This is a genomic window from bacterium (assembly GCA_037128595.1).
Lineage (GTDB): Bacteria > Verrucomicrobiota > Kiritimatiellia > CAIKKV01 > CAITUY01 > JAABPW01.
This window is the reverse complement of the sequence record JBAXWB010000027.1, coordinates 25,887-49,639: the sequence shown is the minus strand read 5'-3', so window position 1 is coordinate 49,639 and position 23,753 is coordinate 25,887. Positions and strand designations below refer to the sequence as shown.

The following is a 23,753-nucleotide window of genomic DNA, read 5'->3' as shown; positions in this document are numbered from 1 at the left end:
GAATGGGATCATGCGAGCAGTTACACAATGGCTCGCGCTGGCTCCACTCTTTGTAATTGCCGGTTGCAGTACGTTCCAACAGACGCCTCGTTTGGCCAGTTCCGGTTCAGCCCTTTCTTTATCAGCGGCTGATGCGAACCTGGGCGAGGCGTTGGCTCATTATAGCCAGGGCCTGATCGCAGAGGCCTCGTTAGGAGCTGGGCAATCGGCTTTTTTTCATTTTAAGCAGGCGGCCGCGCTTGATCCCGCTCACATCCCCCTTAACCTCAAGGTGGTGGCCGATTACATCGGGAGGAAGGATTACACGGGGGCGGTTTCGGTCCTGAACTCGCTTGAACGCGCTCATCCAGATGTGGTCGAAATTCGGTTGCTGTCAGGGTCTGTCTATCAGGCCCAGGGCAATCCGAAGGAGGCGGTCCGGCAGTTTCAAGCGGCCATCCGCCTGGCGCCTGAACGTCCTGACGGGTACATCCGGCTAGGCACTCTTCGGGCCATGGCGGGCGACTCCCGCAAGGCGATGGGGGTTGTCCTGGATGGCTTGCGCCAGGTGAAGGATCCGCAACCCCTGATCGAATTCTGTGAGGCGGTTGGGTATCTTTTCGTTTCGGGGCAGGATGTCCCCGGGGCCATTCCGTTCTTTGAGCAGGTCCTGGCTTACAAATCCGGCCATGATGCGGTGCGTGAGGCTCTGGCCCGATGTTATGTGGCGGTGGGGCAGGAGCGCAAAGCCCTGGCGGAGTTCGGGGTGCTCCTGAAAGCCCATCCTGAAGATCTGCGACTCCGGGTGGTGATGGCGTTACTCTCCATGCAAGCGGATCAATATGGCGAGGCCGTAAAGCAATTTGATGACGTGGCCCGCCGAGTTGAGGGAAATGCCTCCCTCGCGACTCAGTTGCAACCGCTCTTTTACTTCTGGTATGGCAATACCTGCGAGCGGGTCGGGCGATGGGAGGACGGGGAACGGTATCTGCTCCGCTATCTCGCCGCCAATCCAGAGTCTTCTGAGGCCTTGAACTACCTGGCCTATATGTGGGCCGAGCGGGGCGTCAACCTTGACAAGGCGGGAAGCTACATTAAGAAGGCCCTGGTGCAGGAGCCTGACAATGGGGCCTATCTGGATACGCTGGGATGGATCCAGTATAAACAAGGTGATTATCGCACGGCCGAAAAGACCCTGATCCAGGCGTTAAAGAAACTAGGCGATGATCCGGCGATTGTGGAGCATCTTCGTGCTGCACGAAAAGCCTCAAAGAAACGGTGAAATCCATGGCCGCGATACATCAATTAGTAGCGGGATTCAGCCGGGGCGATGCCATCAGTAATGAAGCGCTGGTGATGCGCGACTTGTTCCGGGACTGGGGCTTTGACTCCAAAATTTATTGTGAGCAGCGCCGGATTCTCCCTGAATTACGGGCTGAGGCCTCCGATCTTAATGAGTTACGACAGGGGAGCCAGCCAGGGGATGTGGTATTGCTGCATCTTTCCATCGGGTCTCAGGCCAATGACCTTTTCCGTGACTTGCCTGTTAAAAAAGCGATCCTTTATCACAATATTACGCCGCCTGACTATTATCAGCTGGTTCAACCGTCCACGGCCGCCGATCTGGCACGGGGCCGGAAGCAGGCGGCCGGACTGGCCGGGGTGGCGACCGTCAATTTAGCGGACAGCGCCTTTAATGCCAGCGAACTCACCGCCTGGGGGTATCCCCCTGCGGCGGTCTTCCCCCTGATGCTGGATTTCGGGAAGTTGGGCGGCACGCCGGATCGGTCGGTCGTGCGCCAGTTCGGCGATGGCAAAGTGAATATCTTGTTTGTCGGCCGCTGTGCTCCGAATAAGAAAATTGAGGATGTGATGTCGGCGTTTGCCTATTTCCAGAAGGGAGTGGAACCCCATTCACGCCTGATCCTGGCCGGCTCATTTGCGGGGACCGAGCGCTATCATCGTCTGCTGGTGACGATGGCCCGGGATCTTAAACTGGAGAATGTTGTGTTTACCGGCTCGATTCCCCAGGCCCAGCTGAATGCCTGCTACCGGAGTGCGCAGGTCTTCCTCTGCATGAGTGAGCATGAGGGGTTCTGCATCCCCCTCGTTGAGAGTCTGGTCCACCGGGTTCCGGTGCTGGCCTATGCGGCCTGTGCGGTGCCCGAAACCCTCGGCGGGGCAGGCGTATTGGTCCATGAGAAGCAGTTCGAGGCGATTGCCGAAATGATGGGCCGGCTCTCCCGTGAACCGGCGTTGCGCGCCGCCCTGTTGGCGGGGCAGGATAAACGGGTGCTCCAGCTCAAGACGCGTGATCTTGCCCGGGAACTCCGTGTTCATCTTGCCCCGTTGCTGGGGCGTTGATTCCGCTTACGAACAGCCCATGGAGTTTCCGCAGTTGTGGCAGCGGTAGCAGGCTCCATTACGGGTGGTAATGTGTCCGCACTGGTCACAGACTGGCGAATCTTCCTGATTCTGAATCTGACTCAGCATTTTTTCAGCATCCGTCATTTCCACAGGCTCCTGCGGCACGGCTAAAGCGGCGGCTTTTTTTGTGGATTGTCCGAGTTCCGGGATGGAGCCGGCGGGGAAGGTGAATTCCAACCAGCGGAAGATGTAGTCCACCAGGGACTTGGCGATGGGAATGTCCGGATTATCGGTATACCCGCTGGGCTCAAACCGGCTGTGGGAAAACTTCCCGACCAGGGCGCGAAGCGGTACCCCGTATTGCAGACACAGCGAGATGGCGGTCCCGAAGGCGTTCATAATGCCGCCCACGGTGCTACCTTCCTTGGCCATGGTAATGAACAATTCTCCGGGGCGGCCATCCTCGTAGAGGCCGACGGTCATATACCCCTCATGCCCTGCGATGGCGAATTTATGGGTGATGGAACTGCGGGTTGCCGGCATGCGGGCACGCAGGGTCGGCTTCGGTCCTTCATTGGGCTTGCTCTCAGTGTCCTTGTCGCTGCCATCAAAATCAGACCGGCTGGTATTCAGCGGTTGAGTCCGTTTCGAGCCATCCCGGTAGATCGCGATGGCCTTGAGCCCCATTTTCCAGCCGTCCATGTAGGCCTGGATGATGTCATCCACGGTGGCCTCCTTGGGCATGTTGATGGTCTTGCTGATGGCGCCGGAGAGGAAAGGTTGAACGGCCGCCATCATTTTCAGGTGCGCCTTGTAGGAAATACAGCGGGACCCTTTCTTGGCCTTGAAAGCACAGTCAAAAACGGGCAGGTGATCGTCTTTCAGGTCGGGTGAACCCTCAATGGTTTCCTGTTCGTCGATGTACTTCAGGATGCGCTCGATGCTGCCGTTATAGCCCAACTTGCGCAGACCGGATTCCACGGTGCGGTTGACCAGCTTCATCAACCCGCCGCCCGCCAGTTGCTTGTACTTGATAAGGGCGAGATCAGGCTCAATACCGGTGGTGTCGCAGTCCATCATGAACCCGATCGTGCCGGTGGGGGCCAGGACGGTGACCTGGGCATTACGGAAGCCGTTTTTGGCCCCGTTCGTCTGGACCTTGGCCCAGATGGACCCGGCCGCCTTGTAGAGTTCCGGAGGACACAATGTGCTGTCCATGTCCACCAGGGCATTGGCGTGCATGCGGATCACGTTCAGCATGGGCTCACGGTTGTTGGGATATTCGACGAAGGTTCCCTTGACGGTGGCGAGTTCCGCAGACGCGGCGTAGGCGTTCCCCGTCATGATGGCGGTGACCACGGCGGCAAAGGCGCGCCCCTCGTCACTGTCATAGGGGAGCCCGAGGCTCATCAGCACGGCGCCGAGATTGGCATACCCGAGGCCCAACGGACGGAAGCGGTAGGAGTTGGTGGCAATCTCCTCGGTCGGATAGCTGGCACAGCCGACCAGAATCTCCTGGGCAATGATAAAGGTACGGACGGCGGCGCTGAAGCGTTCAACGTCAAGCGTGCCGTCATCCTTCATGAATTTCATGATGTTCAGGGACGCCAGGTTGCAGGCACTGTCGTCGATGAACATGTACTCGGAGCAGGGATTGCTGGCATTGATGCGGCCACTGTTGATGCAGGTATGCCACTTGTTGATGGTCGTGTCGTATTGCATGCCCGGATCCCCGCACAGGTGAGTGCCTTCGGCCATCAGGTGCATCAGTTTGCTGGCGGGCAGGGTTTCCACGACTTCGTTGGTGGTGACCGAGCGCGTTTGCCAGTCGCCGTCATTCTCAACGGCCTTCATGAAGTCATCGGTGACCCGCACGGACAGGTTGGCGTTCTGGAACATGACGGACTCATAGGCTTCGCCCCCGAAAGAGCCATCATAGCCCTGATCGATCAAGGCCCATGCTTTTTTCTCTTCATTGGTTTTGCAGGTGATGAAATCCATGACGTCCGGATGCGAGATTTTAAGACTCTGCATTTTGGCGGCACGGCGTGTTTTGCCTCCGGATTTAATGACAGCGGCGACCTGATCAAAGACCCGCATGAAACTCAAGGGGCCGGACGGGGTCCCGCCACCGGAGAGTTTTTCCCGGCTGCTGCGTAGGGAGCTCAGGTCCGTGCCCGTCCCGGAACCGTATTTGAACAACATCGCCTCCGTACCGGCCAGACGCATGATGTCTTCCATGGTGTCTTTTACTGACTGGATGAAGCAGGCGGACGCCTGGGGGTGCTTGTAGCTGTCGCGGGACGAGACGATTTTATCGGCCTCGGAATTGTAGTAGTAACTGGAGCGGCTGTCCGAGGTGGCCCCGTAGGCCTGGTGCAGGCCGACGTTGAACCAGACCGGGCTATTGAATGAGCCGAATTGGTTCACGCACAACCAGGCGAGATCGGCATAAAAATTTTCCGCATCGTCAGGGGTGGCGAAATAGCCCTCCGCCTTGCCCCAATCCGCGATGGTCCGGGCAACGCGATCCACCAGTTGCCGGACTGAGCTTTCGCGAATCTTGGTTTTGACACCCCCATAGAAATATTTTGAGGCAACAATGTTGGTGGCGAGCATCGACCAGGCTTTGGGAACCTCAATATTGTCCTGGATGAAAATAACCTTCCCCTTGTCATCAGTAATCGAGGCCTTGCGGAGGCTCCATTCAATTCCCTCGTAGGGATCCGTTCCTGCTGGCGCAAACACCCGGTTCACCGACAGACCCTTATGTTTAGACTTACTTTTGACTGAACGGGTGGCTTTCGAACGTTTCGGCTCAGCTGAATCAACTTTACTCTCGATCATGACGCATTTCTCCTGGAACTTGTACTTGTGAAAAAAATGATGTTTATTGAACAGATAGCACAAAATATTGCGCCATCACATCCGACGCCTCAATGGTTACCACTACAGATTGTGGTACGCAATGAGAAAAAAGAAAAATTTTAGACTTTTCTGATCAGCGTTTCGTTTTTTGATTAAGATCACAACATGTTCATTAATAACATGTTGCGATTACATCTGTAAATAATAATGTCGAAAAACAGCGAATTATATGGGGTTTTGCATACCATCCATTGTGGATATAAAACATCCATCATACAACAGCTAGTTTACTCGGGTTTAGCCACAAACTGGGCTCTTGACCGCTCTTTTGCGATGAAAATGACGGGGGCGCCTAATAATCCGAACGCTTTTCTCATGGAATTGACCAGAAATTCGCGGTAGGTATCCGGGAGGCGCTTGGGATCATTGACAAACAAGCCAATCCGTATGGGTTTGATGCCAAGTTGGGTGGCGTAATAAATTTTGAAGCGCTTGTTTTTAATGACAGGGGGTTGAACCCGTTCGTAGGCCTTCATGATCGTGCGGTTAAGCAGGCCGGTCGGGATCCGGGTTTGGATCTGTTCTGCCACCTGATCGATGGCATCAAGACATTGACGGATGTTATACCCCTCTTTGGCCGAGACAAAAAGGATGGGGACCCAGTGCAGGAAAGGGACTTCGCGTGAGAGGGCGGTAAGGTATTCCTTCTGAGTGGCCTTGTCGGCCATGAGATCCCATTTGTTGACGATCACCACGCAACCCTTTTCATGTTCTTCAATCAGGCTGGCAATGGTTTTGTCGTGGCCCGTGGGGCCGACGGTGGCGTCCAGCACGAGGGCGACTACGTCCGCGCGTTCAATGCTGGCCTGGGCCCGGAACACACTGTAGCGCTCCACGGCCCCATCCACCTTACCCATTTTGCGCATCCCGGCCGTATCCGTAAGCAGGTAATGGCGTGCGGTGGGCCCGCTGCCAATGATCAACGGAACATCAATGCTGTCACGGGTGGTGCCGGGGACGTCTGAAACAATGACGCGTTGTTTGCGGATGACGCGGTTGATAAAAGAGGATTTTCCCACATTGGGCCGGCCGACAATCGCTATTTTCAATGGTTCGTGAACGGGTTCCGGCGGAGTGATCGGAAGCTGGGCGGCGACATGATCCAACAGTTCCTGAAGTCCGAGATTATGCAGGGCGGATACGCTGAATACCGGGAAACCCAGACGCTCAAACGGGGCGGCGTCCAGTTCGCTACGGTCGGGATTATCGCACTTGTTGACCGCCACCACTGCAGGAGTGCCCTTCTGGTGGATCAGCCGTTCAACCTCCTTGTCGATCGGGAGGATTCCATCTTCAACATTGACCACGAGGATAACCAACGTGGCATCCTCAATCGCGGTTTCCGCCTGCTGGCGTGTTTCGGCTTCGATCACGTTGGCATTGGTGGCGCGGTTGAATTTGGTCAGTCCTCCGGTGTCGACCAGATCAAAGCATTTCCCATTCCATTCCGACCGGGCGACAATGCGGTCGCGGGTCACCCCGCACTCTTCGTGAACAATGGCGAGGCGTCGGCCGAGAATGCGGTTGAACAGGGCTGATTTCCCGACATTGGGGCGTCCGACAAGCGCCACGACAGGATGAACGGGCAGAGGGATTGGATTGGGTATGGTATTCATGGGTATGTTTCGTCTTTCGCCGGAGAACATACGCCATTTCATTGTACAATGCAATCCATGTCGAGCGTGCGAATTGACTGGCATTCGCTACTGAACCTATATAATTATGATCAATGGATTTGGATGTATTGAACTTATGATCATACAAAAACGCAAAAATAAAAAATTCTGGGTGTTGAACCTCGAAATACAGGAATGGTTTGCACTGACCCTATCCCTGATTATGGCTTTTGCGGTGTCCCTGGTCGGGGTTTTCATCAATTTCAATGAGAAAATAGCCCAATTCTTCCAGCCGCATGCAAAATCGGGGTTGGTCCAGTTTGTGATCAACTTCCTGGTGTTATGGATGATTGTGCTGCTGGTGTATTCGTATATCCGGTGGCGCAAGACGGCCATGAAAAACGAGGAATTGGAAGATATTATTGAGTCTATCAGTCCCGATGTCCTGCTGGTGGTGGATCCCGCCCGGAATATTTTGACGACGAGTGCGTCCGTATTGCGGATGTTCGGGTACCATCCCGATGAAGTGGTGGGGCGCAAGACGGATCTGATATATGGCGACCGGCGTCAGTCCGCTGGCAACAAGCACGAGATTTATGATGCCCTGGAGCGGGAGGGTTTCCATGTCGGGTGGGCATCAGGCAAGCGGAAAGACGGACGGACCTTTCCGCTGGAAATCATTTCAGGGGTATTGAACCGGCATGGGGGCAGCGTCCTGTTGTTAAGGGATATTACTGAGCGCAAAAATGCGGAGGAATTACTGCTGGAGCGGGAAATGCAGCTTCGTCAGTCTCAGAAAATGGAAGCCTTAGGGCTGTTGGCCGGCGGGGTGGCCCATGATTTTAACAATCTGCTGACCTCCATTCTCGGGTTTGGCGCCTTGGCAGTCGAGGCCTTGCCGGAAGGCCATCCCGCGAGAGCGGACGTTCTGGAGGCGATGAATAGTGCCGAACGGGCGGCGAAGTTGACCGCCCAGCTTCTGGCGATCGGTCGGCGGCAAAGTCTACAAATCCAGCGCATCAATTTAAATGAGACGGTGGAGGGGATGGTTCTGTTACTCAAACGTACGCTGGGGGAGGATATCCATCTTGATATTCAGATGAGCCCTGAGCCTGAATTTGTCAGCGCGGATTTCGGGGGCATTGAGCAGGTGATTCTTAATCTGGCGGTAAATGCCCGTGATGCCATGCCGAAGGGCGGGAGCTTGCAGATCCAAACCTCTGGGGTGACCCTGGACGAAGCCTATTGCCGGGCCCATGTGTCGGTTGAACCGGGACGTTACGGTATGCTGAAGATTAAAGACGGGGGATGTGGCATGGAGCCATCGGTTCAGGACCATATTTTTGAGCCTTTTTTCACCACGAAGGAAAGGGGCAGAGGCACGGGGCTCGGCCTTTCCATGGTTTATGGGATTGTGCGGCAATGCCATGGATATATCGAGGTGGAAAGCCAGGTCGGGGTTGGTACGGAATTTAGGATTTATTTGCGGACCGCAGACCAGATCGCCTTGGTGGATTCGGTGAGCCAGGAATCTGTGAAATCCGGACATGAGACGATTCTGGTGGTCGAAGATGATCCTTCCGTTCGTTTTTTCACGCAACGGACTCTGGCTCAATTGGGCTATCAGGTTCTAGCAGTGGCGAGCCCTGCAGATGCCTTGAAGCTCTGTTGCGATGTCTCCCGTGAGATTCATCTGATTGTATCCGACGTGGTGCTGCCAGGAATGAGCGGGGCGGTACTGATGAAGAAGATTCTTGGATTTAAACCGGATATCAAAGCCCTTTATGTGACAGGGTTTGATCGGGAATCCGCCATCAAATATGGCGTCGATCCGGTTTTTGATCATATGCTTGTGAAGCCTTATAAGCAGGAAGACCTGGCCGGGAAGGTCCGCGAATTGCTGGGGGCGGAAAGGACCATTAACCGAGTATGATTGAACGCTCCGCTACCATCCGTAATGGGCAGGGAATTCATTGCCGGCCTTCCGCTAAAATTGTCACGGAGGCCAGCCACCATCCCTCGCAGATACGTGTCGTGGCTGAAGCGGGTGAGGCGGACCTCCGTTCATTACTCTCGTTGGTGTCACTAGGCCTACAGGAAGGGACCAAGGTCCGGATTCAGGTTACAGGTGGGGATGAATCGGCCGTTTGCGATCGCATTGTGGAGTTATTTGAGACGCAATTTGATTTTCCACCCCTATCCACGGATGGCCGGACGATGATTATGAATACCTTGAGCGGCGACTAATCTCAGCTAGTCTTAAAAATGAGAAAACATATTGTATATAGTATTTAATGAGTCTACAATCAGCCCCATGTAGTCAATAAGACTATTTAGCGAGAGGGCAATACTCATGCCGCGTATTCTGCTGATTGATGACGAACCGAGAATGTTGAGTCTGTTGAATACTATTCTCAAAGGGGAGGGGTATACGCTCACTCCTGTTCAGGACAGCAGTAAGGTTCCTGAGATATTAAATACGGAAACCTTCGATTTGATGATTACGGATATCCGTATGACTCCGATTGACGGGCTTGAACTTCTCAAAATAGCGCGGCAAGTCCGGCCCGCCATGCCCGTTATTATCCTTACTGCCTATGGGTCGGTGGAAACCGCGATCGAAGCCATGAAATTAGGCACCTTCGATTATGTGACCAAACCATTCAAGATGGATGAACTCCTGATCACCATTCAGAGGGCTTTGGAGTATAGTCGGGCTCTTTCAGAGAACATTGAGCTCAAGGAAGAATTGGTCGGGCGCTACAAGTTTGAAAATATTGTGGCGGAAAGTGCGGCCATGCGGAATGTGTGTGAGATGATCAAACGCGTGGCTCCCGCGGATACAACCGTGTTGATCACCGGCGAGAGCGGTACTGGTAAAGAGCTGGTAGCCAAGGCGATACACCTTAATAGCCGCAGGAAAGACAAGCGTTTTGTGGCCGTGAATTGCGCGGCGCTCCCGGAAGCCCTGCTCGAATCCGAAATGTTCGGGCATATGAAGGGGGCCTTCACAGGAGCTTCAGCCAATAAGGACGGGCTTTTTGAAACCGCTAATGGGGGTACTCTCTTTCTGGACGAGATCCCGTCTATGCCGATCAGTATTCAGGGCAAACTGTTGCGGGTGCTTCAGGAAAAAGAGATCAGACGAGTGGGTGGAAATGACAATATTCCGGTAGATGTCCGCGTGATTGCCGCCACGAATACCAGCTTGGAAGCCATGATCAAACTGGGAACGTTCCGTGAGGACCTCTATTATCGCTTGAGCGTGATTCCCATCGATATCAAGCCTTTACGGGAGCGTCAGGAAGATATCCTGCCCCTGGTATATCATGTATTGCGTCATGAAACCGGGGAGGGGCGTGAGCTTCCTAAATTGATGCCCGAAGTACGCGACGCCTTGGAGCGATATGCCTGGCCTGGAAATGTGAGGGAACTCGAAAATGCGATGAAGCATGCCATCACCTTTTCCCAGGATAATAAAATCACAATGGAAGTGCTGCCACCCCGGATCTTGAATCAAGTCAAACCGGTTGAGCGGGGCGCAGGAATGCCCGATATCGCGGCTGATTCTTTTAAAAATAAATCACTTAAATCCTTCCTGCGTGAACGGGAAAAGGAATATCTCGAACAGGTACTGGCGGCATCAAAGGGGGATAAGGAAAAAGCAGCTAAATCCCTGAAGATAAGTCTGGCAACCCTCTATAGAAAACTACCTGAAGATCAGCCTGCTTCATGATTTTTCTTGATATTGAGAAATAATGGGGCCTCTTTTCTGATGAAATAAGGCTTTTTTTCAATTACGAGAAGGTTGTGGGTTGCCAATCCCCTAATCAATGGAAAAAGAATCAAAAATTAGCGACAATCACCGATATTCATTCTTTTTTTAGAGTTGGCATGGCGACTGCTTATTATCAAGGCAGTAAGAAACAAGTTTTACAACCAACAAAGAAGGAGATAGTAAAATGAAGACGATGAAGCAAGGGTTTACGCTGGTGGAGATTATGATTGTGGTCGCGATTATCGGGTTGTTAGCGGCGATTGCAATTCCTTCATTCATGAAGGCCAGAACGCAGTCTCAGATGAACGCCTGTATCAATAACTTGCGCATGATCGAGGCTGGTAAGGAACAGTGGGCGTTGGCGTCGAAGAAGGATTCGGGTTATGTTGTCACGGCTACTGATGAACCGCTTATTTTGGCATATGTCAAAAACCCGTCGGCGGCAACCAATTGCCCTGGTGGCGGTGTGATTAGCTTCAATGCGATCGGCACAAACGCCAGTTGTTCAAAGGGTTTCCCGACGGTTGCCCGGGGTACCGCTGGAAATCACGAGTTGGCCGAATAACAACCCGCTCAAGCGAGCGAGTGTGATCCCACAGCCCCTTAACTGGGGCTGTGTTTTTTTGTGCCGTTATTTCGTGAGCACATCCAGAATGCGGGACTGGTTGCCTGTGATGGGGTCTTGCCCCTCGATGTAGGGAACCGTCTTGTACTCGGTGATATCGTTCAGGTTGTGCAGCATCTTCCGGAGGGACTCGGCCGCATCGATACTGGAGGCGAGGAGTTCCTCTCCCAAGGCCTTGTCGTTATCCTTGACCCGCACCATGAGCTCAAGACTGGCCAGTAGGACGGTGGCCGGCTGTCCCAGATGATGGCAGGCAGCTCCAAGACTTTCGATCATGACATTCTGTCGTTCCGAGTGCTTCTCGGCCTCCTGTGCCCGGATCCGGTCACTGATATCCAGAAGCGAGAGAATCATGCCAGTTAAGGCGTCCTCTGCATCCCGGTTGGGGGCTGCCGCGATTTGAATGTGGATCGGAGCACCATGAAGCCGCTTCAGCATCACTTCCCCGGACCACGTTGTTCCCGCCTGAATGGATGTCAGCAGTGCGGCAAACACCAGATCGTCTTGTAGCAGGTCTTGAACATGGCGCCCGGCAAGGGCTTCATGTTCACCGCAGAGTTGTCCCGCCGCTTGATTGGCATAATCAATCAGGCCAGCCAGGTCGGCAATCACAATTCCTGTGGCTGCGTTTTGAATGGCCGTATGAATGGTTTTCAAAATATCTTCGGCCTGTCGCCGCCAGGTGATATCACGGATAAAACAGCAGAAATAATCAATTCCCCCCACTTTCAGGGGGTTCACGGCGATTTCAACAGGGAAAAGGGCCTGATCTTTCCGGGCGCAGTAGGCCTGGATCAGGAGGAACCGATCCTTCTTAATGGCTACCTGAATGGTGGTCAGGGTGGCGTGGTTCGCGCCTGACACGAAATCCCCCAGATCCAGGGCAAGTAACTCCTCGCGGGAATATTGGAGGAAGATGGTTGCCCGGACGTTGGCATCCACCACCTTTCCAGTCATAGTCAAAATAATGGCGCCGTCATACACACTCTGAAAAAGCTCCTGGAAATCCGGATCTCCGAGGGAGGAATACGCTTTTCGCTGGGAGAGGAGTTGAGGAGGGGTCTCAGGCTGCGGCATGAGCCGATGCTTGGTGTTGGGTTGATGTTGTGCGGATTTAATATCCGGCGGAATATCAATCCGCATGGTTTGAGATGCTTTATTCATCACCGCCCCCATTTTCGTAATTCTATCAAAATCATTACCTTACGCCAAAACAAAGGGGTGTCAAGCCACCCGTATAAAAAAATCGCGTTCGGCTTGATCTTACCCCTGAAGGGCGGTTAGACTAGGCCCCCTTTATGAATACAATCATAAACCAGTCTATTACCGTTTCACCTTGCCGGCGAATCAGCGGGACCTTGAAGGTGCCGGGCGATAAAAGTATTTCACACCGGATTGCCATGCTGGCGTCGTATGCCAAGGGGACAACCACGGTACGTGGATTTCTCCGGAGTGAGGATTGTCTCACCATTCTTAAGGCCATGACTCAACTGGGTGCCCGGTATGAGTTTCGGGATGATGTACTCAGGGTGACCGGGGTGGGGGGCGTCTTCACGTGTCCGGCTGAAGTCCTTGATATGGGGAATTCGGGAACTGGCATGCGTCTGTTGGCGGGGCTATTGGCCGGACAGGCGTTTACGTCCGAGATGACGGGTGATGCCTCGTTAAGGTCAAGGCCGATGCGGCGCATTTCTGAACCGCTGATCCGGATGGGAGCCCATGTTGATTTACTGGGCGACAAAGGCTGTGCGCCGGTCCGTATCACCGGGGGTAAATTGGTCGGCATTGACTACGTACCGCCGGTCGCTTCCGCGCAGGTGAAATCGTGTGTGTTGCTGGCCGCCTTATTTGCCGAGGGGCAGACGACCGTTACAGAGGTCAGTCCGACCCGAGACCATACCGAGCGGTTGCTGAATGCCATGGGAATCCCTGTGGCCGTCGATGGGCGTCAGGTGTCTTTGCGGGGCTATGGCGCGGCGGGGCCGGGGTTGGAGGCGCGTTCCTGGAATGTGCCCGGGGATATTTCGTCTGCCGCCTTTTGGATAACGGCCGCGGCCTGTGGCGAAGGCCATGCGCTTGAATTACCGGATGTCGGCTGGAACCCGCGCCGCAATGCTTTGATCAGCGTCCTGCAACGCATGGGGGCGGCCATTACGTTCACTGAAACACCGGATGCCTCCGCCTGTGAGTGTCTGGGGGTGATCCGCGTGGAAGGCCGTACGTTGCGGGGAACCGAAGTCGGGGGAAGTGAAATTCCCGATTTGATCGACGAACTACCACTGGTGGCCGTGGCGGGCGCGTTGGCGCAGGGGCGCACGATCATACGTGATGCGGCTGAGTTGAGGGTCAAAGAGTCGGACCGGATCCGCAGTGTGGTGGATAACCTCACCCGGATGGGCGTTCAGGTTGAGGAAACCCCTGATGGGATGATTATCGAGGGGCCCGCCCGCTTGAAGGGGGGGGTAACGGTGGATAGCTATGGCGATCACCGGCTTCCCATGGCGATGTCCGTGCTGGCGCTTTATGCTGACGCTCCCGTACGGATGATGGATATTGCCTGTGTGAATAAATCTTACCCCGGTTTCTGGGATGACTTGAGGAAAGTGGGTGGCCATGCCGAATAAAGTAATTGCAATCGATGGCCCATCGGCATCAGGGAAATCCACGGTGGCCCGGAAAGTGGCCGCCCGGCTGGGATATAAGTATGTGGATTCAGGGGCGCTCTATCGCGGCCTCGCCTGGAAGGTGGTCGAATTAGGACTCGATCCGTCCGATCCGGCGGCTGTGATTGCGGCCATGCAACGGATTAAGGTTGAGTTCATTGTTGAGAGTGAAGCCATTCGCTACCGGATGAATGGGGTTGAGCCCCGTGAGGAGATCCGGATGGAGAAGGTCAATGAGTCCGTCAGTTTTGTGGCGGCGATCCCGGAGGTCCGGGCGCAGGTGACGCAGTGGTTGCAGGCGATGATCTCATATGGAAATCTTGTGATGGAGGGGCGTGATATCGGGACGGTGGTGTTCCCGGGGGCGGCGGCTAAATTTTACCTGGATGCCAGTCCTGAAGAACGGGCCCGCCGCCGCCACGCCGAACTCAAATCCGAAAACGCTCCCCCGGATGTCGGGCGGGTGATGGTCTCGCTGACCAATCGGGATAAACGTGATTCGGGCCGCAAAACGGCCCCCTTGAAATTGGCCGAAGACGCCCAGGTGGTGGATACTACCGGGCTGAATATTGATCAGGTGGTGGATGAGATTGTTCGAAGATTGACAACTCTGCCACGAGAGTGAGACACTAGGACTTGTCTTATAAGGAACCAGTGTGGACCCCGTTATTGTTAAACGTTCAGATCATACCTTAAGCCGCCAGAACATCAGCCCTGAAGCTCTGAAAGTGCTTTATGGTCTTAAGGACGCCGGTTATATCGCCTTTATTGCCGGCGGAGGTGTCCGTGATCTCCTGTTGGGGCGCGAGCCAAAGGATTTTGACGTCGTCACTGATGCCACTCCCAACGAGGTTAGGAAAGTATTCCGGAACAGCCGGCTGATCGGGCGTCGCTTCAGGTTGGCGCATGTCTTTTTCGGACGCGATAAAATCATTGAGGTGGCCACCTTCAGGGCCAATCAGCCTCCCGACCCTTCAGATTTGGTTGATCCGGTCGAGGTGCCTGATTCATACAATAGCCGTGACCCTCTTCCGCCTCTGTCAAGTCAGCACCATATTCGCAGGGACGACGGCCTGATTGTCCGGGATAATCTGTTCGGCTCGCCGGAAGAGGATGCGTTGCGGCGGGATTTCACCGTCAATGCCTTGTTCTATGATATCCGGGATTATTCACTCATTGATTTTGTCGGTGGACTGGAAGACCTCAACGGCCGGGTGATTCGGTTTATTGGTGAGCCCGGGGTACGTTGTGTGGAGGATCCCGTGCGAATGGTCCGTGCCGTGCGCTTTGCCGCCATGCTTGATTTCGCCATTGCGCCGGATACCGCGCAGGCGATTCAGGCACACGCGGCCACTCTGGCGACGGCCAATCGGTCACGCCTCTATGAGGAAGTTCAGAAGCTCTTCTTTTGCAAAGCCGCGCAACGGGCCTATGAACTGTTGCGTCAATTCGGGCTTTATGAAATTCTTTTCCCCGATCTTGGTTCCTGGCTGGGGCCCGATAAGGGGACCCCTCAGTGTCAGCGGATCAGCGAGGCCCTCAAACAAGTGGACGACTGGAGACTCGCCGGCCGGGAGGTGTCGCCCGCCCTGCTTTTTGCGTTGATGTTCGGAGGGATGCATGAATCGCGTGCCGGTGAAATGGCCCGTCAGGGGCATCACCCCGGACTGGCGTTACATTCAGTGACCATGGAGCATTTTGGTGGACTGACCGAACGCGTACAGGTTCCCAAAGCCGTCCGGTACCGGACGGCTGAAATCCTGGCCTCCCAGCCGCGGTTGACGGCAGATAACGGGCGGCGTGCAGCCCCCCTGGCGACCCGCGCTTTTTTCCCCGAATCGGTAGCTTATCTTGAGTTCATGGTCCGCCTGACCGGGGACAATCATAAGGCTTTGGAGCGAGCCTTGTCGCTCCCCTGGCAACCGCGTCAGCAACGGGATGAGCCTGAGTGTTCCTCCGCTGGGGGGGATGCCCGGCCGCGTCGGCGCGGCCGGCGTGCGAAGAGTTTCCGGGAGCGCCGGGGCGACTCCGATGGGGCGGGGGAAGTGACGGGCGGCAGCCCCACGGGTACGTAACCGTGGAGCCCTCTGTCTGTCCTCTGTGTGGCACGTTGGCTGACCCGGTCGGGAGGGCGCTCCACCGTCAGCATTGTGCCTGTCCCAAATGTGACTTGCGATTTATCCCGCCCGGATTTCACCTTTCTCCAGGAGCCGAATATCAACGCTATCTGCTCCACCAAAACAGTTTGTCAGATACTGGCTATGTCACCTTCCTGAGCGTGGCGGTGGAATACCTTAAAACCCATCTTGGCAACGGGGGGGCGGTTTCACCGACGATTCTCGATTACGGTTCCGGCCCGGAACCCGTACTGGTTCAACTGCTCAACCGGGCGGGATTTTCCGCCACGGGCTATGATCCCTTTTTTGGAGACCGGGTCACTCCGGGCGTGGGGGTGACCGCTTCGGTGAGCGGGCTGGGCCCTTTTGATGCCGTGGTATGCACGGAAGCGGTTGAACACTTCAGAAGTCCCGGGACGGAATGGGGCCAAATGGTTTCGTTAATCCGCCCGGGTGGCCTTTTGGTGGTGGTGACAAGCCTGGTGCAGCCGGGGCGCGACGTGTCTTCCTGGCATTATGCCACGGATCCCACGCATGTGGTGTTCTATTCCGAATCCACCATTCGCTATATCAGCGAGCGATGGGGGCTTGCCCTGATCGCCTCCAATGGTCGCAATGCAGTGGTTCTGCGCACCCCCGTTCAGGCTTAACCGTACAAGGACTTTTCCAGGGCTTTTCTCATGACCTCCACCGCCGCCGGGGTATGGGTCCAGATAGTGAAGGCTTCGGCCCCCTGATGGAGGAGCATTCCTAATCCGTTGACCGCCTTGGCCCCGCCTGCGGTGGCCGCCCGGGTGAAGCAGGTCTCCGGCCGGTTATAGACGAGGTCAAACGCCAGTTGTCCCGCCCTGAAAGAGGAGGGGAGCAGGGGACAGACATCTTCCGCTTTCATTCCTACGGGGGAGGCCTGGATAATCAAGTCAGCCTGGTGCGTTTTTTGCATCCATTCTTCCGGCGTCGTCCCCGCCATTTCAATGTGAGTGGTGGGGGCCAAGGTGTTGATATCACGGGCCAGGTTCTGGCAGCGGCTTTCATCAATGTCAGCCAGGATCAGGCGCCCGGCTCCTTCACTGGCCGCCGTAATCGCCACGGCGCGTCCTGCTCCGCCACAGCCCATCACAAAAAGGGTTTGTCCCTTGACCGGATAGGAGAAGGCTTCCCGGATGGCCATGAGAAACCCTTTACCATCGGTATTGTGGCCCCGTAAGCCCTGGGGCGTAAATTCAACCGTATTGACGGCCCCGAGGCGACGCGCCGAGTCATCCAGGTCGGCCAGTCCTTTGAACGCGACTTCTTTAAGGGGCACGGTGAGGTTGACCCCGCCGAACCCCATGGCTTTCATGGCGGGCAGGACCGTCAGCAGGGCGGCGGGGGCCACATCGAATGCCAGATAAATGGCATCCAGCCCGAGCGCTTCGAAGGCGGCATTATGCATCACGGGCGACAACGTGTGGCCAATGGGATGGCCCAGCACGGCGAAGGGTTGGGTGTGTCCGCTCAGGGCTTTCATAGGGACGTCCCTGCGACGTGTTTAATGGTGGCGTGGGTGGCCCGGTTGAATAATATCCGGTTTACGCAGGAAAGATAGGCTTTGGTGCCGGCCTCAACAATATCCGTGCTGGCCGCTTTGGCGCTGATGATGTCGTCACCAAAGGCCACGCGCAGGGTGACCTCACCCATGGCATCCTTACCAACCGAGATGGCCTGCAACGAGAAATCGAGCAGCTGTCCCTTGACTTTGGTAATGCGGTCAATGGTTTTGAGCGCGGCATCCACCGGTCCGTCCCCGCATCCCGCATCCTGAGCAATCTCCTTGCCGCGTTTTAGGCGGACGGTGGCGGTGGGTACGGTGACGGTCCCGGCCGAGACATGCAGGTAATCCAGGACATAGGCGTTTTCGATCACGTCCATCTGGTCCCGGGCGATGGCCAGGAGGTCGTCGTCGTAAATGTTCTTCTTTTTATCCGCGAGTTCAATGAAACGATGATAGGCGTTTTCAATTTCGGGATCAGTTAGTTTGATACCCATTTTGGAGAGCTTGTCGCGAAAAGCGTGTCGCCCGGAATGTTTGCCGAGGACGAGGTCGGATCCCTCGATGCCGATATCCTCGGGGCGCATGATTTCGTAGGTCGTGCGCTCCTTGAGGACTCCGTCCTGGTGGACGCCCGACTCATGGGCGAAGGCGTTGGCCCCCACAATGGCTTTATTACGTTGCACGGTCATGCCGGTCATCCGGCTGACCATCCGGCTGACGCGGAAAATTTCCCGGGTTTCGATGGCGGTGTGGAAATTGAAGTAGTCCTGGCGTGTACGGATAGCCATGACGATCTCTTCCAGCGAGGTGTTTCCCGCCCGTTCCCCGAGTCCGTTGATCGTGCACTCTATCTGGCGGGCCCCGGCTCGGACGGCGGACAGCGAATTGGCCACCGCCATTCCGAGATCGTTGTGGCAGTGGACCGAAATGATGACCCCGGGAACCTGCATTTTCACACGTCCGGATACATATCCGATCATGTTGCCGTACTCCTCCGGGATGGCATACCCGACGGTGTCCGGGATGTTCAGGGTAGTGGCACCGGCTTCGGCCACGGCGGTATAGAGATCCACAAGATACTCCCGGTCGGAGCGGGTGGTGTCCTGGGCGGAATATTCCACATCATCGGTGAAAGATCGCGCAAATTTCACCGCTGCGACGGACCGTTCAATATTCTGGGCCCGTGTCATCTTCATGATATTTTCAAGATGGATATCACTGCCGGAGCTGAAAGTATGGATCCGTCGTTTGGCAGCCGGGGCAATGGCCAGGCCGGCTCGCTCAATATCTTTTTCCTTGATCCGGGCAAGGGCTGCAATCGTAGGGCCCTTGATGGTCTCCGCGATCTGGTGGACGGCATCAAAATCGTCCGGGGAGGCGATCGGGAAGCCCGCCTCAATCACGTCTACATTCAGCGCCGCAAGGGCGCGGGCAATCTCCAGTTTTTCGCGTTGGTTGAGGCTGCACCCCGGTGCCTGCTCACCGTCCCGGAGGGTTGTGTCAAAAATTATAATCCGATTTTCATTAGTCATTGTGCTCATCGTTGTCTCCACCTGTTTACAGCCTTTGCATTATAGTTAACCCGACAAAAAAACCCACCGCTTTTTTCGCGGTGGGTTGCTTTCAACTCTGAATGATTCCAGTTAGATGCGCCCGTTCCACCGCGTGCCGCGTGCCAGTACAAGCAGGCAGACCCCGTCGAGTCGCAGCAGAGTGCTGTGAAGGGCCGGAACTGAGGCGATGGAGGTCCTGTCATTCATCTAGCCATAAATCTGTCAGAAAAAGAGGGCTGCCGTCAATGGTGTTTTTGGTGCTAGGGTCGCTTGACTGGTTTGACGATTAGGCTATTATCGTAACCCTCGATCTACTGTATGAGTGCGTCCACGAAAAAGGAGCGGTAAAATGAACAAACGTCTGCTTAACGGAATAGGGCTGATCTTGGTTGCTGTGGCCGTCTCGTCGTGTGGGCCTAAAGCCGGCCTGGATATCAGTCAGATTGTGTCGGAGGCCAGACAGTTGGCGGCGGAAGGGCAAGTGGATCAGGCCTTAGCCAAACTGGAATCATTTTATAATAGCCGGTACTACAGAGAGGCACAATCGGAGTTCCTGAGGGGCCTGATTCAAATTGAACTGATGGCCGATCGCATGGAGTCCGCTCAGAAGCGTTTTATGACCGTGGCCTCGAAATCCCCGGCTGTGGCCGCGCCCGCCTCCGGCTTGATTGAGAGTGCGTTGATTGATAAAAAAGAATTTCAGGGGTTGATGGCCTGGTGTGTCAGTCTGGGAGCCTATCCATTAGGGGATGCGGCGTTAACGGATACTGCGAACCATCACGTGATGGCGCTTTCCGCCCTGGGGCGGACCGGGGAATTGGACCGGGTGATCGCCAGTTATATGCCCCGGTTGTCAGAGTCTGCGGCACTTGGGTTAGTGAATGGCTATTTCTTTGCCGCATTAAAGAATCAGCAGTGGGAACGTGCGGTCAGTTTGTTGAACGTGCTGGAGACGACGCTGAAGGACTCGCCCGGAAAACGTATCGCTGGCATCAGTTTCACGTTAAGGTTGGTTTTGGCCAGGGATGGCTGGAAGGCGGCGGATGATTATTTCCGCGGGGTGGTCGCGACATTGCCGGACAGCGAGGCCGCCCGTAACCTGCGTGTGGTGGGGGAGGCCGAGGTCACGGCCAATGCGTCCGGTGCTGCCGATGCCCTCTATGAGGCGTGTCTGGTGGATGACCCGGCGAGGCCTCTGTTGAGGGAGGCCTCCGCGGTCGGGTGGGTAAATATTCAGGGAAAGCGCAGGAGTCCGGTTGAATTGATCCGTCGGTTGACGGTGCTGCAAGCGAAGCACATGCCCGTGGATCTGATCGTGAACCTGATTTCGATGAATTATGCGGGCCTGATCCCGGGAGGGACTCCGGCTACTTTCGATGCCTTGAATCAGTTATGTAACTCGCTACGGGGGAGTACACAGGCGGAAGTCTACTTGCGCCAGTTGGATGGGATTCTATTGGACATCAGTTATTTCCGGGAGGATTACGAGGGCTCCCTCAAAATTATTGAACGCGGGCTGATCCTGGAAGATCCGGATAAAAAGGCATTGATGATCACCAAGGTCAATGCCCACATTGCCCTCAAGAAAGGCGACTACCCGGGTGCGATTGCCCATTTCCGTAAATTCATGGAAATTATTGCGAAAGAGAATGCCGAAACCATTGATCCGATTGAGCAGATCCGCGTTACCCCTGACATGATTCTTGGATTGAATGCCCGTCGTATTGGTGACCTCTGGGGAAAAGCAGGAAACAGTGGCGAAGCGGCCAAAGCCTATGCGGAGGCTCGGCAGCATTATGCGAATGCCTTGAAGAAATTTCCTGATTCCTCTACCGGTGAAAACAAGAAGATCATACGGGAACTCAATGAGATCCCGCAGGGGTGAGTCGCGGGGCCCCCCCTATGGTTATTTCGTAAGCGTCTTCAGCATGTTAATCAGGGATTGGCGAAGGGGTTTAGTCTTCTGGATAAAAGGGCCGGAGTACTGCTCGAGCCAATTCATTCCCTCCTGATATTGCCGCTGGTCTTCAAATTGGCTGACGCGCAGCCGGATGGCCTGTTCTGCATCATCCAGTGGTGCCGCCATCGCCAGATCCATGGCGCGAACCTGCCGTTGCAGGTCAGGAACCCAGCGTGGTGCCTGGGTTTCAGCTAAGGCGAGCAATCTTAAATAGCGGTCATAGATTTCTTCATGTTTATCGGGATAGAGCCGGGCAAACTTCCTCGTCTCCACCAGTAGTGTCATGAACGGGTTGGAGGCGGTAACCGGTGGAGTGGAGGCCGGGGTAGGCGATGCCACGTCCCTTGGGCTGCTGCTTGCAGGAGCGGGCCGGAGGGGGGGCTGAAAGGGGGCGAGCCGGGGGGGTGGGGCTGAAGTGTTTTCCCGGGCCAAGAGGGCAACGAGGATGATCAGCGCTGCGCCCAGCAAGAGGGTGATGCTTAACATAATGCCGAAATAGTCTTTCTTCCGCGGGGGCAGTCGACTGGGATAGAGCGATTTGACCGGCTTGGGTTTTGTGTGAACGGTCAGTTTGGTAATATCGGAGGGCGGAAGCCGGATCAAGACCGAATGGCTTTTCATTGGTTTTTGTTGAGCCAATGTTTTTTGGAAATTCAGGGATTCCAGGATTTTAATCAGGTAGTCCCAATCATCAAAACGCTCTTGCGGATCATGCGCCATCAGAATTTCAAGGAGCCAGACAAACTCATCAGGTAGATCAGGTCGGAGTAGACGGGGATCGGCCAGGGAGGGACTTTGGTGGCGGGCGGCCACTTCCCCGGCGTTCAAACAGGCAAAGGGCGGGGAGCCGGTCAGCATATGGTACAGCGTGGCGCCCAGCGCATACATGTCCGCCCGGTGGTCCATGGTGTCAGAAGTGGATAATTGTTCCGGACTGGTAAACCCGGGGGTGCTGGCAACAAACTCCTTCAGCGAAAGACCGGGCGGACGCACCTTGCAGAGGGGCGAGAGTGCCATATGGGCGAGATGGATATTTCGGTCTGGCGTCAGAATAATGTTCCGCGGGGTGATCTGGCCGTAAATCAGGCCATGCTCTTTCCAAAGCCATTCCAGAATTCGGCTGATCGAAATGGCCAGATTAATGGCCGCCTTCAGGTCGATTGCGCCGTCTGTCCAGATGCGCTCCTCAAGGGTGATGCCGACGGGTGGGGCGCTGGCGGCAAAAAAAGTCCCGTTGCTGCTGCGGCCAGCCTCAAGCACTTTGATCACATTGGGTTGACGCACCTGCATCCATTGTTTCAAGCCGGCCAGGTAATAATCAGCGGCCGGTCCGCGTGAAAAGGTGGTGGCGGAAAAGGTCTGGAGTTTGATTGATGAATGGTCCTGAGGGAGTTCTGCAAGGTAGGTCTCCGCATTCCCGCTGGCTTCAATCCGCTGAAGGAGCCGGTAGCCGGCCAGTACGGTGCCGGTTTTAAGATGTTGGGGGCACAGCCGGTTGATGGAGCCGCATCGGGGGCAGAACAATAGCGGGGCGGGTTGGGGGGTAGACCGTTTAATGTCCATTCCGCAGTGATTGCATATAAAAAACAAATGCATGCTCGTTCCTTTAAAAGGGGATAGGCCCTCAGGGCCCCCGGTCGGCTGGAACTGCTTTCCCTAACCATTGTCCACGGCTGAATCCCTGCCCCTGGATGGCCTTGGCGAAAGAAACTTTTTCGTCCACCTGCACAATGCGGAGCAATCCGATCCGGTGTCCGGGCATTAAGGTGAGAACGTCACCGGTGGCGGGATCCGTTACCGGTTCCGCAGGGCCGCGGGCAATATAGTCCGTGCCTTCCCTGAAGCCCCGGTCTTTCCCCCCGTTCAACAGAATGGCGCCGTTCTGGACGCAACTGATCATTGGGCGCCAGGGATTCGGCGGCATATCCTTGATAATCTGGGCTACGCCGCCTTCAATGGCACGTGCGGTGGCTTGGCCGAGGGGCGTGGCGAAAAAAACTTCTCCGCCGAAGGAGACCCCCTCATAGGTGGCTTTGGCGAAGGCTTCATGCGTCCGGACCAGCCCCGTGCTTTGGACTGAACTCAGGATCTGTCCGCTCTCAACATCGATGAGGGTGAGTGTGAGCGAAACGCGGGCCGTCTGGCTTCGCCCCAGCAGAAAGAAACTGCGGATATAGAAGGTCAGCCCGCTCCCGCCGGTCTGGGAAAAATCCGTGATGACCCCCCGGATCAGGTATTGGGCATTTTTCATCCGGCCGGTAGGGGTTTTTCCCTCAAAGCGGAAAAGAGCACTTTGCTGGCGCTGGAGTTCACTGGTGATATTTTCGAAATGCTGGCGCTCGACGACGACAAAGTTGCGCGACAATACCAGTTCGGATACCAGGAGATCCGCCATGCCGTCGCCCAGTCTCCATTGTCCCTCAAACCCGGCACGGTTTTCAAACGAGGTGACCGCTACGACGGGGGCATGTAACTCCTCCGGCAGGGACGGAGTGGACCGGACGTGTGTCGAGTTGCAGCTTGTGAGGCCCAGCAGGGTGACCAGTCCTGCCAGACTGGCGGAAATCAAATTAACGCGACAACGAGAAGCTTTCATAGATACGGGTATCTATAACCATCCGGACCGTATAAAT

Annotated in this window: 18 protein-coding genes; 11 read left to right on the top strand and 7 right to left on the bottom strand. The window is 55.5% G+C overall.

The window, feature by feature from the left end; genetic code table 11:
* Positions 1 to 10: 10 nt before the first annotated feature.
* Both WCS52_15340 and WCS52_15335 read left to right on the top strand, forming a co-directional pair.
* A complete protein-coding gene (locus WCS52_15340; GenBank protein ID MEI6168556.1) occupies positions 11 to 1,261 on the top strand; it encodes a tetratricopeptide repeat protein in 1,251 nt (416 codons plus the stop codon).
* A gap of 5 nt (positions 1,262 to 1,266) precedes the next feature.
* Entirely contained in the window at positions 1,267 to 2,343 is a 1,077-nt protein-coding gene (locus WCS52_15335; protein MEI6168555.1) for a glycosyltransferase, read from the top strand.
* 6 nt (positions 2,344 to 2,349) lie between these two features.
* On the opposite strand, the gene WCS52_15330 is transcribed toward WCS52_15335, so the two are convergent.
* Both WCS52_15330 and der read right to left on the bottom strand, forming a co-directional pair.
* Entirely contained in the window at positions 2,350 to 5,193 is a 2,844-nt protein-coding gene (locus tag WCS52_15330) for a vitamin B12-dependent ribonucleotide reductase (protein ID MEI6168554.1), read from the bottom strand.
* Positions 5,194 to 5,501: 308 nt separating this feature from the next.
* Positions 5,502 to 6,890, bottom strand: a complete 1,389-nt coding sequence (gene der, locus WCS52_15325; protein MEI6168553.1) for a ribosome biogenesis GTPase Der — start codon at positions 6,888 to 6,890, stop codon at positions 5,502 to 5,504.
* Between the two features lie 136 nt (positions 6,891 to 7,026).
* On the opposite strand from der, the gene WCS52_15320 reads away from it, so the two are divergent.
* The 4 genes from WCS52_15320 to WCS52_15305 all read left to right on the top strand — a co-directional run bounded on the left by WCS52_15320 (position 7,027) and on the right by WCS52_15305 (position 11,233).
* Positions 7,027 to 8,823, top strand: coding sequence for an ATP-binding protein (locus WCS52_15320; protein MEI6168552.1), 1,797 nt, complete (start codon positions 7,027 to 7,029; stop codon positions 8,821 to 8,823).
* Positions 8,820 to 9,137, top strand: a complete 318-nt coding sequence (locus tag WCS52_15315; protein MEI6168551.1) for an HPr family phosphocarrier protein — start codon at positions 8,820 to 8,822, stop codon at positions 9,135 to 9,137. The genes WCS52_15320 and WCS52_15315 overlap by 4 nt, the downstream gene beginning before the upstream one ends.
* A gap of 106 nt (positions 9,138 to 9,243) precedes the next feature.
* Positions 9,244 to 10,626 carry a sigma-54 dependent transcriptional regulator gene (locus WCS52_15310; GenBank protein ID MEI6168550.1) on the top strand — a complete coding sequence of 461 codons (1,383 nt, stop codon included), beginning with the start codon at positions 9,244 to 9,246 and terminating at the stop codon, positions 10,624 to 10,626.
* Between the two features lie 226 nt (positions 10,627 to 10,852).
* Complete coding sequence (locus WCS52_15305) at positions 10,853 to 11,233, top strand: prepilin-type N-terminal cleavage/methylation domain-containing protein (protein ID MEI6168549.1); 381 nt, start codon at positions 10,853 to 10,855, stop codon at positions 11,231 to 11,233.
* Positions 11,234 to 11,299: 66 nt separating this feature from the next.
* Here the strand turns inward: WCS52_15305 and WCS52_15300 are convergent, their stop codons facing one another.
* Positions 11,300 to 12,457, bottom strand: coding sequence for a PAS domain-containing protein (locus tag WCS52_15300; protein ID MEI6168548.1), 1,158 nt, complete (start codon positions 12,455 to 12,457; stop codon positions 11,300 to 11,302).
* A 134-nt stretch (positions 12,458 to 12,591) separates the two neighbouring features.
* On the opposite strand from WCS52_15300, the gene aroA reads away from it, so the two are divergent.
* The 4 genes from aroA to WCS52_15280 are packed head-to-tail and all read left to right on the top strand — an operon-like array spanning position 12,592 to position 16,723.
* Positions 12,592 to 13,917, top strand: a complete 1,326-nt coding sequence (gene aroA, locus WCS52_15295; protein ID MEI6168547.1) for a 3-phosphoshikimate 1-carboxyvinyltransferase — start codon at positions 12,592 to 12,594, stop codon at positions 13,915 to 13,917.
* Positions 13,907 to 14,581 (top strand): (d)CMP kinase, encoded by a 675-nt coding sequence (cmk, locus tag WCS52_15290; GenBank protein ID MEI6168546.1) that lies wholly within the window; start codon positions 13,907 to 13,909, stop codon positions 14,579 to 14,581. Before aroA ends, cmk begins: the two co-directional genes overlap by 11 nt.
* 31 nt (positions 14,582 to 14,612) lie before the next feature.
* Positions 14,613 to 16,031, top strand: a complete 1,419-nt coding sequence (gene pcnB / locus WCS52_15285; protein ID MEI6168545.1) for a polynucleotide adenylyltransferase PcnB — start codon at positions 14,613 to 14,615, stop codon at positions 16,029 to 16,031.
* 2 nt (positions 16,032 to 16,033) lie between these two features.
* Complete coding sequence (locus WCS52_15280; GenBank protein MEI6168544.1) at positions 16,034 to 16,723, top strand: class I SAM-dependent methyltransferase; 690 nt, start codon at positions 16,034 to 16,036, stop codon at positions 16,721 to 16,723.
* Here the strand turns inward: WCS52_15280 and aroE are convergent.
* Together aroE and WCS52_15270 are read right to left on the bottom strand one after the other, a co-directional pair.
* Positions 16,720 to 17,583, bottom strand: a complete 864-nt coding sequence (aroE, locus tag WCS52_15275) for a shikimate dehydrogenase (protein MEI6168543.1) — start codon at positions 17,581 to 17,583, stop codon at positions 16,720 to 16,722. The two genes, WCS52_15280 and aroE, sit on opposite strands and share 4 nt — an antisense overlap.
* The gene (locus WCS52_15270; GenBank protein MEI6168542.1) at positions 17,580 to 19,139 is read right to left on the bottom strand and encodes a 2-isopropylmalate synthase; all 1,560 of its coding nucleotides are present in this window, start codon (positions 19,137 to 19,139) and stop codon (positions 17,580 to 17,582) included. The genes aroE and WCS52_15270 overlap by 4 nt, the downstream gene beginning before the upstream one ends.
* Positions 19,140 to 19,509: 370 nt before the next feature.
* Between WCS52_15270 and WCS52_15265 the strand changes: the two genes are divergently transcribed.
* Positions 19,510 to 21,045, top strand: coding sequence for a hypothetical protein (locus WCS52_15265; protein MEI6168541.1), 1,536 nt, complete (start codon positions 19,510 to 19,512; stop codon positions 21,043 to 21,045).
* A gap of 21 nt (positions 21,046 to 21,066) precedes the next feature.
* Here WCS52_15265 and WCS52_15260 read toward each other — a convergent pair whose 3' ends face one another.
* The gene (locus tag WCS52_15260; protein MEI6168540.1) at positions 21,067 to 22,683 is read right to left on the bottom strand and encodes a protein kinase; all 1,617 of its coding nucleotides are present in this window, start codon (positions 22,681 to 22,683) and stop codon (positions 21,067 to 21,069) included.
* 61 nt (positions 22,684 to 22,744) lie between these two features.
* On the bottom strand, positions 22,745 to 23,716 hold the full coding sequence (locus tag WCS52_15255; GenBank protein ID MEI6168539.1) for a CsgG/HfaB family protein: 972 nt from the start codon (positions 23,714 to 23,716) through the stop codon (positions 22,745 to 22,747).
* Positions 23,717 to 23,753 lie beyond the last annotated feature (37 nt).

What these genes read in the sequence shown, in the direction of transcription:
- WCS52_15315 (MEI6168551.1), top strand. Translation starts at nt 8,820, where the DNA reads ATGATTGAACGCTCCGCTACCATCCGTAATGGGCAGGGAATTCATTGC.
- aroA (MEI6168547.1), top strand. Translation starts at nt 12,592, where the DNA reads ATGAATACAATCATAAACCAGTCTATTACCGTTTCACCTTGCCGGCGA.
- WCS52_15265 (MEI6168541.1), top strand. Translation starts at nt 19,510, where the DNA reads ATGAACAAACGTCTGCTTAACGGAATAGGGCTGATCTTGGTTGCTGTG.
- WCS52_15330 (MEI6168554.1), bottom strand. Translation starts at nt 5,193, where the DNA reads ATGATCGAGAGTAAAGTTGATTCAGCTGAGCCGAAACGTTCGAAAGCC.
- WCS52_15335 (MEI6168555.1), top strand. Translation starts at nt 1,267, where the DNA reads ATGGCCGCGATACATCAATTAGTAGCGGGATTCAGCCGGGGCGATGCC.
- WCS52_15270 (MEI6168542.1), bottom strand. Translation starts at nt 19,139, where the DNA reads ATGACTAATGAAAATCGGATTATAATTTTTGACACAACCCTCCGGGAC.
- cmk (MEI6168546.1), top strand. Translation starts at nt 13,907, where the DNA reads ATGCCGAATAAAGTAATTGCAATCGATGGCCCATCGGCATCAGGGAAA.
- aroE (MEI6168543.1), bottom strand. Translation starts at nt 17,583, where the DNA reads ATGAAAGCCCTGAGCGGACACACCCAACCCTTCGCCGTGCTGGGCCAT.
- WCS52_15340 (MEI6168556.1), top strand. Translation starts at nt 11, where the DNA reads ATGCGAGCAGTTACACAATGGCTCGCGCTGGCTCCACTCTTTGTAATT.
- WCS52_15260 (MEI6168540.1), bottom strand. Translation starts at nt 22,683, where the DNA reads ATGGACATTAAACGGTCTACCCCCCAACCCGCCCCGCTATTGTTCTGC.
- WCS52_15300 (MEI6168548.1), bottom strand. Translation starts at nt 12,457, where the DNA reads ATGAATAAAGCATCTCAAACCATGCGGATTGATATTCCGCCGGATATT.
- der (MEI6168553.1), bottom strand. Translation starts at nt 6,890, where the DNA reads ATGAATACCATACCCAATCCAATCCCTCTGCCCGTTCATCCTGTCGTG.
- WCS52_15305 (MEI6168549.1), top strand. Translation starts at nt 10,853, where the DNA reads ATGAAGACGATGAAGCAAGGGTTTACGCTGGTGGAGATTATGATTGTG.
- WCS52_15310 (MEI6168550.1), top strand. Translation starts at nt 9,244, where the DNA reads ATGCCGCGTATTCTGCTGATTGATGACGAACCGAGAATGTTGAGTCTG.
- WCS52_15255 (MEI6168539.1), bottom strand. Translation starts at nt 23,716, where the DNA reads ATGAAAGCTTCTCGTTGTCGCGTTAATTTGATTTCCGCCAGTCTGGCA.
- WCS52_15320 (MEI6168552.1), top strand. Translation starts at nt 7,027, where the DNA reads ATGATCATACAAAAACGCAAAAATAAAAAATTCTGGGTGTTGAACCTC.